The following is a 9,915-nucleotide window of genomic DNA, read 5'->3' on the forward strand; positions in this document are numbered from 1 at the left end:
GTTCCAGCAGCGGCCCGCTCAACTCGACGCCGGCGGCGGCGGCGAAGGCCCGGGGCAGCGGCGGGGGTTCGCCCCGCACCGCCGCGACCACGGTCGCGCGCGCGAGCCGCAGCAGCAGGGACCGTTCCCGCGCGGTCAGCATTGCGGGCGCGTTCAAGATCCCACCGGCGCGGGCAGGCAGGCGACGGCGGCGGCGTAGCTCACCGAGAGGCTGAAGTCGCCGTCGCGGTCCGCGCTGCGGGCGTAATCGACCACGGCGGCGCGCGGGCGCTGCGGCCAGGGCAGGGACATCACCAGGGCCGCGGCCTCCAGCCCGCACATGGTGATGCCGGTGCGCTGCGCGTGGGCGAGCAGGGCCTCCGCGTCCCACGCCAGGAAGGCGTCCAGGACGCCCTGGTCCAGCTCGCGCAACCGCTCGGGCACGCGGTCGCGGAACGGGACGTAGCCGTACATGGCGCCGTAGTGCGTCAGGTCGGTCGAGACCACGAACAGGGTGGCGCCGTCGCACCAGGGCGCCAGCGCCTCGGCGGCCACGTAGCGTAGGGCCCGCGAGAGCCGCGGCACCAGCAGCGGCACGATCGGCGGCGGGTCGGCGGTCAGCGCCTGCAGCAGGGGGAGCTGGATCTCCTCCGCGTGCTCCCGGGCGTGGGCGTGGGTGTCCTCGGTGAAGGAGGCGTTGTGGGCGACGCGCGCGCAGGCGGCCCGGTCCAGGGGCACCTCGCCCAGCGGCGTGGCGTAGGCGTCCCAGCGCGGCGTCGAGATGCGGGCCAGCGCGGCGTGGTGGTTGGGGGCGAGGATCACGATGCGCCGGTACCCGCTCACCAGGCCGCGCAGCAGGCCCCAGCCGCGCCCCGCCACCCGCCCGGAATAGGCGTAGCCGGCGTGGGGCACCATCAGCACGACGGGCCGGCCCGGCGGCAGCCGCCGCGGTTCGGCGCCGGCCAGCAGGCCCGCGGCGAGCTGCCGCAACGCCTGCGGCGACTCGGGGTACCAGGAACCGGCCAAGGCGCTCGGGCGCACGTTGACGGTCGGCATCGCCCACCTCCGATGGCTGCGGGAACGCCCCGGATCCTACCAGACGACCGCCTTTCCCGCCATCGGTCATCCCGGCGACGACGGCCCCGGCCGGAACCTCGGGCTTGCATCCGGGCCCGTTCGGCATCATTCTGTTGGGGAGGTGGACGGCGTCGGCCGTGCGCCCTTATCCCCCACGGGAGGACCCGCGTGAAGATTTCCGAGAAGCCCCAGGGCGAGGTCATGATCCTGCAGCTGTCGGGCAAGATCATGGGCGGCGAGGATCACGAGCTGTTCCACAGCCAGATCAAGACCCTCATCAACGAGGGCTACGTGGACGTGGTCCTGAACATGGGCAAGGTCAACTGGATCAACTCCACCGGCTTGGGCGTGCTCGTCTCCGGCTATCACACGCTGAAGAAGAACGGCGGGCAGATGCGGATCTGCGACGTGAGCGGCCGGATCGACAACATCCTGAACGTCACCCAGCTCAAGCTCGTGTTCGAGACCTACGACAACGAGGCCGCGGCCCTCGCTTCCCTGGGTCATACCGGTTGAGCCACCCGCTGACCCACCCCGTCCACAGCTTCCACATCCCCGTCATGGGGACGGGCTTTACTGTGGACACGCCGCTGAAGGTGGCCCGGTACGGGATCTCCTCGGTCGTCTCCCTGGTCGACGACCTCCTGCTCGAACAGATGCGCGGCCTGGTCTGCCGGCGCGAGGGCCGCGGCTTCGAGGCCGTCCCCGCCGACGCCGAGGACGCGCGCGCCGACCGCATCACGCGCTACCTCGACCTGCTCGGGGAGCTGGTGGACCACCAGATCGACCAGGTGCGCGGGGCCGTCTTCGAGAAGGGCAGCGAGATCACCCGCTACTTCGAGATGCTCCCCGGATCGCCGCTGCGCGCCGCCTACGAGCGCATGCAGGAGGCCACGGGCCCCGCCCGCGCCCGACTCCAGGAGGAGCTGCGCGGCGCGGTCGTCGCCGGCGGCATCGACGTCAACATCATGACCAAGCTCGACCGCGTGCGCCTGCACCGCGGCAAGCCCCTCGGCCCCGCCTTCACCGACGCCATGAGCGCGCTGCGCGGCTACGCCCGCAGCCGGCTGCGCTCCTCGGTGATCCTCTCGGCGGGCGTGAACCGCCGCCTGTTCGGCTACCTGGCCGAGTTCGACGATTTCTTCCCCGACGGCGCCGGCGACATGCGCAAGCGGATCGTGCTGAAGGTGAGCGACTTCCGCTCGGCGCAGGTCCAGGCCCGGCTGCTGGCCCAGAAGGGCCTGTGGGTCTCCGAGTTCCGGGTCGAGTCCGGCCTCAACTGCGGCGGTCACGCCTTCGGCGGGACGGGCACGCTGCTCGGCCCCGTCCTCGAGGACTTCCGCCGCGAGCGCGCGCGCCTGTCCGCGCAGCTGCGCGAGAGCTGGGCCGCGGCCCTGGCGTCCCTCGGCCGCGTCGTCCCCGCAGCGCCCCCGGCGCAGCGGATCACGGTCCAGGGCGGCATCGGCACGGCCGAGGAGAACGAGCTGCTGCTGCACCACTACGGCGTCGACGGCACCGGCTGGGGCAGTCCCTTCCTGATGGTGCCGGAGGCCGTGAACATCGACCCGGTCCACCTCGAGCGGTTGTGCGAGGCCGGCGAGGACGACATCCGCCTCAGCGACAGCTCGCCGCTGGGCGTCCCGTTCTGGAGCCTGCGCAACTCGGAGAGCGAACTGGAGCGGCTGCGCCTGATCGACGAAGGTCACCCCGGCAGCGCCTGCCCCAAGGGTTTCCTGGTGGCCGACACCGAGTTCACCCCGGTGCCGATCTGCACCGCCAGCCGCGCCTACCAGCGGCGCAAGCTGCAGGCGATCGCGGATTCCGAGTTGAACGCGGCCGAGCGCGCGCGCCAGGTCGGCGACGTGGTGGTCAAGGCGTGCATCTGCCACGACCTGGCCGGCGGCGCGACCCTGCCCTCGGGGATCGATCCCGACGCCCGCACCGCGGTCTGCTGCGGCCCCAACGCGGCCTACTTCACGCGTCCGGCCAGCCTGCGCGAGATGATCGACCACATCTACGGCCGCGGCCGGCTGCCGCTGGCCGAACCGCGCCCCCACATGCTGCTGAAGGAACTGAGCCTGCACCTGGACCGCCTGCGCACCGCCGCGGCCGACCGACAGGACCAGGGCGCGGAAGCGGCGGCGAAGGTGCGCGAGAACCTGCAGGCCGGGATCGCCCACTACCGGGAACTGGCGGAGCGCACCTTGGCCGGCGCGCGTGCGAGCTTCCTCGAGCGGCTCGAGCACCTGCAGTCGGAGCTGATGTCTCCGAAGTCCTGACCGGAAGACCTGCCTGAACGTCCTAGCCGCGCCGCGCGAGGGTGCGCGCGTCCCGCAGCACCGCACCCAGCGCCGACGTCCCCGCCCACACCAGCCCCGCCCAGCCGTCCCGCGCGCAGCCGCGGCGCACGTACTGCCGCCAGAACGTGGCCGGCGCCGCGACCCACAGGTGCCAGGCCGCCCGTGCCCGCGAGGCGCGCCCCGCTTCCAGCCGCGTGTAGCAGTCGACCTTGCGCAGGTACTCCGGCCAGGACGACATGGTGTGGTGGTCGAGGGGGCCCGCGAGATCGCCGATCCGCGCGCCGGGGGGCAGGGTCACGCCCTCGTGGACCGCCGCGTCCACGAACGTCGCGCCCCGGGTGCGGAACAGGCGCAGGTGGGGGCGGCCCGACAGCTCGCGGCAGGTCATGCGGCGGCCCAGGACGTGCGTGTCCACGGGGATGCGCCAGGCGTCGCAGGCTTCGAGCGACCCGTCGGCGAGGCGTCGTCGCAGTTCCTCGCGCAGCGCATCGGTGAGGCGCTCGTCGGCGTCGATCCACAGGGCCCAGGGCGTACCCGCCAGCGCCAGGGCGCGTCGACGCGCGCAGCCGAAGTCGTTCACGTCCGCCGACTCCCAGCGCACGGCGAAGCGGCCGGCCGCTTCCTCGCGGGCCAACAGGGCCGGCGTGCCGTCGCGGCTGCCGGTGTCCAGGATCGCCAGCGCGTCGGCGACGCCCGCCAGGGAATCGAGGCACGCCGGCAGCCGGCGTTCCTCGTTGCGCACGATCATCGTCGCCGTTAGCTTGCGCATGGCCGCGGCTCCCCGGGTTGCGGCGGTTCGGTCATCCGGCGCACGATAGCACGCGCCGGACCCGCCGCGAAGCCCGGGCCGGCCGACCGCCGCCGCATCCACCACCGACCGGAGGTCCGACGTGACGCATCCCCAGCCGACGGCCCAGTCCGTCCGCGACGCCCTGCGCGAGGTCCTGGTGCCCGGCACCAAGGTCGACGTGGTCAAGATCGACCTGATCGGCGACGTGCAGGTCGCCGACGGCGCGGTCGAGGTGCGGATCAAGCACACCACCGAAAAGCAGGAGACCATCGACGCGGTGCGCGCGCTGGTCGAGGCGCGCCTGCGCGCGCTGCCCGGCGCGCGCGAGGTCCGCGTCGCGGTCGACAGCCCCGCGCCCGCGCCCAAGCGCGCGGCGCACAACCCCGACCCCTGGGCCGACCGGGCCCGTCTCGCCGGCGTGAAGCGCATCGTCGCGGTGGCCAGCGGCAAGGGCGGTGTGGGCAAGTCGACGGTCGCGGTAAACCTGGCGCTGGCCCTGCAGGCGCTGGGGCATCGCGTCGGCCTGATGGACGCGGACATCTACGGGCCGTCGCTGCCCACGATGCTCGGCACGCAGGAGGGTCCGGTGGCGCTGGGGGAGAAGGCCATCGGCCCCGTCGTCGCGCACGGGCTGCAGTGCATCTCGATGGGCATGCTCGTGCCGGCGGGCCAGGCCGTGGTCTGGCGCGGGCCGATGGTCATGGCGGCCGTGCGCCAGTTCCTGAAGGACGTGGTCTGGGAGGACCTCGACTACCTGGTGGTCGACATGCCGCCGGGCACCGGCGACGCGCAGCTCACCCTGGTCCAGCAGGTGCCCGTCGACGGCGTGGTGATGGTGACCACGCCGCAGGAGCTCGCGCTGGCGGACGTGCGCCGCGGCATCCAGATGTTCGGCCAGGTGGGGGCGCCGGTCCTGGGTGTGGTGGAGAACATGAGCTACTTCCACTGTCCGGACAACGGCAAGCACTACCACATCTTCGGCAAGGGCGGCGGCCGCGCCGTGGCCGACGAGTTCGGCGTGCCCCTGCTCGCGGAGCTGCCGCTGGACCCGGCGACGCGCGAGGGCGGGGATTCGGGGGCGCCGGTGGTGGAGGCGGGGGACAGCCCGACACGCTCGGCGTTCCTGGAGCTGGCCCGCAAGGTTTCGGAACGCCTCGTGCTGTGATTCGTCTTGTGAAACACTGACCTCGAGACCCTGTCGCCGGGGGCGCGCGCCGGGCACTTCCTGTGCCCGGCTTGCTCGGCGTTCAGGTCGCTTCGCCCTCCTGGCGAAGCGGCCTGAACGACGCCCCGGCGACAGCGTCTCGGTGTCAGTGTTTCACGCGAACGCACTCGGCGTGGGGACAGACGGCGGATGGGGGTGGGAATTTGTGCTTCCTTGCGGCAGACAATCGTGAATAATCTCCGGGGGATCGGTGATATGGGGCGCGGACGGCGGGAGGTCGCGGTGGCGGGACGGGGCAGGTGGTGGACGGGGGACGGGGTCGTGTTCGCGGCGCTGCTGCTGGCGGCGTTGGCGGCGCAGTTGTCGGTGGCGATCGGGCAGCTCGCCCTGGGCCTGGCCCTGCTGGCGGCGCTCGTGCGCGTGGCGTCGCGTCGCGACCGGCCGGCGCGCACCGGGCTCGAACTGCCGTTCCTGCTGCTGCTGTTCTGGGCGCTGGCGATGATCCCGGTGTCGGAGGTGCCCCACGAAGGCCTGCGCAACGCGCGCCGCTTCTTCCTCTTCGTGCCGCTGTGGCTGGGGGCGGGTTACGTCGTCGGCGAGCGGCGGCGCTGGGCGGTGCTGGCGGCGGTGGCGCTGGGCGCGACGATCAACGCCGTCTACAGCGTCTTGGTCGAGTCGGTGATTCCCGGCGATTACGCGCACCGCATCGGCATGATCCAGCACAGCGTCATCACCTCGAGCTGGCTCGTGATGTCGGCCTCCCTGCTGGCGGGCGCCGTCGTGCTGCTGGGCCCCGGCGGGCGCCTGCGCCTGGCGGCCGCGCTGGTCCTGGCGCCGCTGCTCGTCGCCGTCGCGTTGACCCAGTCGCGAAGCGCGTGGCTGGGCACCGCCGCGGGCTTCGCGCTGATGACCGCGTGCGCGCGACCGCGGCTGATCTTGCCCCTGATCCTGGTGGCGGCGGCGGGCTTCGCCCTGTCCCCGGCGCACCTGCGCGACCGGTTGCAGTCGGTGACCGACCCCGCCCACGCCACCAACGCGCAGCGCCTGGCCTTGTGGCGGGCGGGCCTGGTCCTCGTGCGCGAACACCCGATCACCGGCGTCGGCGACCGCAACCTCGCGCCGCTCACGCCCGCGCTGGTGGTGGTGCCGGGTGCCGCCCCGACCGCCCACGTGCGCCACCTCCACCAGAACTTCCTGATGCTTGCGGCGATCTGGGGCGTGCCCGGCCTCGTGTTCGGGACGTGGTTCCTGCTGGGGATGGGCTGGCGGTTGGGCCGTCGCTGGCGGGAGTTGCGCGTCGCGGGCGTGCGGGCGCCGCCGGCGCGCCTGATCTGGGCGCTGGGCGGCCTGGGCGTCTGGGTGGGCGTGGTCGTGACGGGGTTCTTCGACTGGTCGTTCGGGGATCCCGAACTGGGGCTGGTCTACCTGCTGGCGGTCGGCGTCGCGCTGGCGCCGGGGACGGCGCGGGATCCGTTGGCGCGGGATGCCGCGGGCTCGGGGACCGTTCAGGCGTAACCCAGTTCGCGGAGCTGGCGCCGCACCCTGTCGTCGAGCTTCTCCCAGTCGCCGGACATGTCCGGCTCCCCGCGATCGCCGCTGCCGTCGTGGTCTCCGACGCGGTCCCACACCGACGCCGCGTCCAGCAGTTCCTGCAGGCGCTGCGGCTGCTCCGCGCGCAGGTCGCGAGTCTCCAGCGGATCATCCTCGAGGTGGAAGAGAGCCAGCGCCGCGAGGGGCCGGCGCCGGGCGATGAGCTTCCACGGCCCGCTGCGCACGCCCACCAGATCCGGACCGTAGGCGATGTCCTCCGACAGCAGGACCCGCTCGGCTCCCGCCGACGCCCCGGCATCGGCGGCCTGGGCCCTGCCGAGCAGGGAGGCGTGCGCGTGCGCGGGCGACGGCAGCGGCGGCAGCCCCAGCCAGGCGGCGGCCGTCGGCGCCAGGTCGCAGAGCGAGACCGGCCGGCGCACGACCGCGCCCGAGGGCAGGCCGGGGCCGCGCGCGAGCCAGGGCACGTGCAGCAGCTCCTGGAACTGGGTGTGCCCGTGGCCGATGGCGCGCAGGTCGCGCGGGTCGTGATCCCAGCGGCGCGCGAGGTCGGCGTGCTCCAGGAATTCCTCGCCGTGGTCCGACCAGACCATCACCAGGGTGTTGGCGGCGAGGCCCCAGTCCTCGAGGCGGTCCAGGATCGTCCCCAGCGATTCGTCGACGTGGCGGACCGACGCCGCGTACAGCGCCCGTTTGGCGGCCAGGGCCAGTGCGGCCGGCCCGTCCAGCGGCAGCGCGGCGCGGCCGAGGTGGGGCACGCCGACCGCCTCGTCGCCCCAGCGCGCCAGCGCCCGCAGCTGCGCGTCGTCGTAGCCGCCGGCTCCCGCGGCTTCGAGCAGGGGAGCGCACAGGCGGCGCGGCGGCATCGTCGGTTCGTGCACGTCGTTGAACAGGACGAAGGCGCAGAACGGCCGGTCGGCCCGGCGGCGGATCCAGTCCAGCGCGAGCGCGGCGAGGTCGGGCGCGGCGTGGTTGCGGTAGTGGCGCTCCTGGAAGCTCTCCGCCAGCCCGAAACCCACGAAGGGGTTCGAGAAGAACGCGCCGGTGCGGTAGCCGCGGCCGGCGAGGTGGCCGGCCAGCGTGGTCGCGCCGTCGCGCAGGCGCGAGGGTGCCTGCTGCGCCATGTTGCGCCGGCTGCCGCTCATCCCGGCGCCGTGCAGGCAGGGCATCGTGCCGGTGAGCGCGGAGGCGAACGAGGGGAGGGTCCAGGGCGCGGGCGCGTTCGCGTCGGCGAACCCCAGGCCGTCGCGGGCGAAGGCGTCCAGGACGGGGGTCAGGGTCCCGCCCTGCGGGCGGGGGCCGACGTGGTCGGCGCGCAGGGTGTCCACCGCGAGCAGCAGCAGGTTGGGCGGTCCTTCGCGGCGGGGCGCGGCGGCGGGCGGCGACAGCGTCCGGCGCAGCGCGGTCATCAGCTGGTCGCGCCGCGTCGTGAGGCGACGCCGGCGCGTCATGGGCAGGAAAGGGTCGTTCTGTGCCATCGCTCCGTGTTCGCTTCCTGGACAGCCGAGATCCCGGCGACTAGTCTAGGTCCATGGACCTGCGCACGCACATCCCCGACGGTTGCCTGCTGCCGCGCTTGGCCTGCGCGGGCAAGGAGGAGGCCGTCGCCGCCCTCGCCACGGCCGTGGCGCGCGCCGTCGGACTGCCGGACGACCGGGCGCTGCGGCAGGAGATCCTCGCGCGCGAAGCCGTCGGCGACACCAACGTCGGCCTGGGCGTCGCCATCCCCCACATCCGGACCAGCCTGGTCGAGCGCCCCCTGCTGGCGGTCGCCACGCTGTCCCCGCCCCTGCCCCGAGAGGGGAGCGAGCCGCCCGTGGACGTGCTGCTGCTGATCGTGGGGCCTCAGCAGGACCCGCGCGCGATGCTCAGGCTCCTGGCCCGGCTGGTGCGGCAGGTCAAGGTTCCCGGCTTCCTGCAGGCCCTGCGCCGGTCGACGACGGCCGAGGAGCTGGGGCGGGCCTTTCCCGTGGGCGAGACCCCGGCCTGATCCGCCGCGAATTCCGCTTGGCTCCGTCCCCGGCCGTGGACTATGTTAAACGGCCCGGCAACGGCCTACAACCGAGATCATTCCCGTCAACGTTTTCCCTACGCAAGGGAGCGAGGTCCGATGACCAGCCAATCCAGGATCCCCCGCCGCGGCGCATGGATCGCCTCCGTGGCCGCGATGATCGCCTTCGCGGCGACCGTCCACGCCGCCGCCGATCATCTGCTGATCAGCGAGGTCCTCGTCAAGGAGCGGCCTGGCGTCACGACGTACGGCAGCGAGTACGTCGAGATCACCAACGCGGGCGCCGCGTCGGCCGATCTCTCGCTCGTCTACCTGTCCGACGCGAGCAACAGCCTCAGCGCGTCGTCCTACTACTACAACATCGTGACGGGCGGCGGCGCCGGCGGCGGCGGCACCTCGGGCGATTTCCACGCGCGCTTCCCCGTGGGCGCAACGCTGGCCCCGGGCGCGTCGGTGGTGGTGGCGCTGCGCGGCAGCGCGGCCTTCCAGACCTCGCACGGGCGGCTGCCCGACTACGAACTGTTCGAGGACGGCATCACGCCCGACGCCGTGCCCGAGCTGGTCGAGGCGTTCCCCGGCAGCATCGGCTTCGGCCTCGGCAACGGCGCCACCAACGCGGTGCCGACCAGCGGCTGGCTGGACGACGTCTCCGAGACCCTGGTGATGTACCAGTGGGACGGCGCGTCCGACCTGGTGGAGGACCTGGACTACCTGACCTGGGGGACGAGCACCACGCTGCGCGTCAACAAGTCGGGCGTGTCGGTCGACGGCCCGGACGTCGACGCCGTCGCGAGCGCCTACCTGGCCGACACCGCGGTGGGTTCGCAGCAGGCGCTCACGACGATCCACACCTACGGCGACTGCTTCCAGAGGCTGGGCGTCGACGAGGGCGCCGAGACCGCCACGGGCGGCAACGGCCTGACCGGGCACGACGAGACCAGCGAGAACCTCACGGCGACCTGGAGCGTGACCGCCGACCAGGACCCGACCTCCACCGGGACCGCGCCGAGCGCGGCGCCGCTGGTCACCGCGGCCGAGACCTCGC

Annotated in this window: 9 protein-coding genes; 6 read left to right on the forward strand and 3 right to left on the reverse strand. The window is 73.4% G+C overall.

The genetic code is table 11. The annotated features are described in order from the left end of the window. Positions 1 to 153: 153 nt before the first annotated feature. On the reverse strand, positions 154 to 1,035 hold the full coding sequence (gene amrB / locus Q7W29_13705; protein ID MDO9172876.1) for an AmmeMemoRadiSam system protein B: 882 nt from the start codon (positions 1,033 to 1,035) through the stop codon (positions 154 to 156). Positions 1,036 to 1,224: 189 nt separating this feature from the next. Between amrB and Q7W29_13710 the strand changes: the two genes are divergently transcribed. Beyond that, positions 1,225 to 1,572: an STAS domain-containing protein gene (locus Q7W29_13710; GenBank protein MDO9172877.1), complete on the forward strand. Its 348-nt coding sequence runs from the start codon at positions 1,225 to 1,227 to the stop codon at positions 1,570 to 1,572. Continuing rightward, positions 1,569 to 3,335, forward strand: a complete 1,767-nt coding sequence (locus tag Q7W29_13715; GenBank protein MDO9172878.1) for a hypothetical protein — start codon at positions 1,569 to 1,571, stop codon at positions 3,333 to 3,335. Before Q7W29_13710 ends, Q7W29_13715 begins: the two co-directional genes overlap by 4 nt. Positions 3,336 to 3,357: 22 nt before the next feature. On the opposite strand, the gene Q7W29_13720 is transcribed toward Q7W29_13715, so the two are convergent. After that, positions 3,358 to 4,125 carry a glycosyltransferase family 2 protein gene (locus tag Q7W29_13720; GenBank protein MDO9172879.1) on the reverse strand — a complete coding sequence of 256 codons (768 nt, stop codon included), beginning with the start codon at positions 4,123 to 4,125 and terminating at the stop codon, positions 3,358 to 3,360. Positions 4,126 to 4,246: 121 nt separating this feature from the next. Between Q7W29_13720 and Q7W29_13725 the strand changes: the two genes are divergently transcribed. Continuing rightward, positions 4,247 to 5,311, forward strand: coding sequence for an Mrp/NBP35 family ATP-binding protein (locus Q7W29_13725; protein MDO9172880.1), 1,065 nt, complete (start codon positions 4,247 to 4,249; stop codon positions 5,309 to 5,311). Positions 5,312 to 5,632: 321 nt separating this feature from the next. Further along, positions 5,633 to 6,826 carry an O-antigen ligase family protein gene (locus Q7W29_13730; GenBank protein MDO9172881.1) on the forward strand — a complete coding sequence of 398 codons (1,194 nt, stop codon included), beginning with the start codon at positions 5,633 to 5,635 and terminating at the stop codon, positions 6,824 to 6,826. On the opposite strand, the gene Q7W29_13735 is transcribed toward Q7W29_13730, so the two are convergent. Continuing rightward, entirely contained in the window at positions 6,817 to 8,337 is a 1,521-nt protein-coding gene (locus Q7W29_13735) for a sulfatase (protein ID MDO9172882.1), read from the reverse strand. The two genes, Q7W29_13730 and Q7W29_13735, sit on opposite strands and share 10 nt — an antisense overlap. Positions 8,338 to 8,390: 53 nt before the next feature. On the opposite strand from Q7W29_13735, the gene Q7W29_13740 reads away from it, so the two are divergent. Beyond that, positions 8,391 to 8,849 carry a PTS sugar transporter subunit IIA gene (locus Q7W29_13740; GenBank protein ID MDO9172883.1) on the forward strand — a complete coding sequence of 153 codons (459 nt, stop codon included), beginning with the start codon at positions 8,391 to 8,393 and terminating at the stop codon, positions 8,847 to 8,849. Between the two features lie 177 nt (positions 8,850 to 9,026). Further along, positions 9,027 to 9,915: lamin tail domain-containing protein (locus tag Q7W29_13745; GenBank protein ID MDO9172884.1), on the forward strand; the 889-nt coding region annotated here is incomplete at its 3' end.

Source organism: bacterium (genome assembly GCA_030654305.1).
Taxonomy (GTDB): Bacteria; Krumholzibacteriota; Krumholzibacteriia; order LZORAL124-64-63; family LZORAL124-64-63; genus PNOJ01.

Excerpts from the sequence above, each read along its gene's own strand:
- amrB (MDO9172876.1), bottom strand. The coding sequence starts at position 1,035 with ATGCCGACCGTCAACGTGCGCCCGAGCGCCTTGGCCGGTTCCTGGTAC.
- Q7W29_13720 (MDO9172879.1), bottom strand. The coding sequence starts at position 4,125 with ATGCGCAAGCTAACGGCGACGATGATCGTGCGCAACGAGGAACGCCGG.
- Q7W29_13735 (MDO9172882.1), bottom strand. The coding sequence starts at position 8,337 with ATGGCACAGAACGACCCTTTCCTGCCCATGACGCGCCGGCGTCGCCTC.
- Q7W29_13740 (MDO9172883.1), top strand. The coding sequence starts at position 8,391 with ATGGACCTGCGCACGCACATCCCCGACGGTTGCCTGCTGCCGCGCTTG.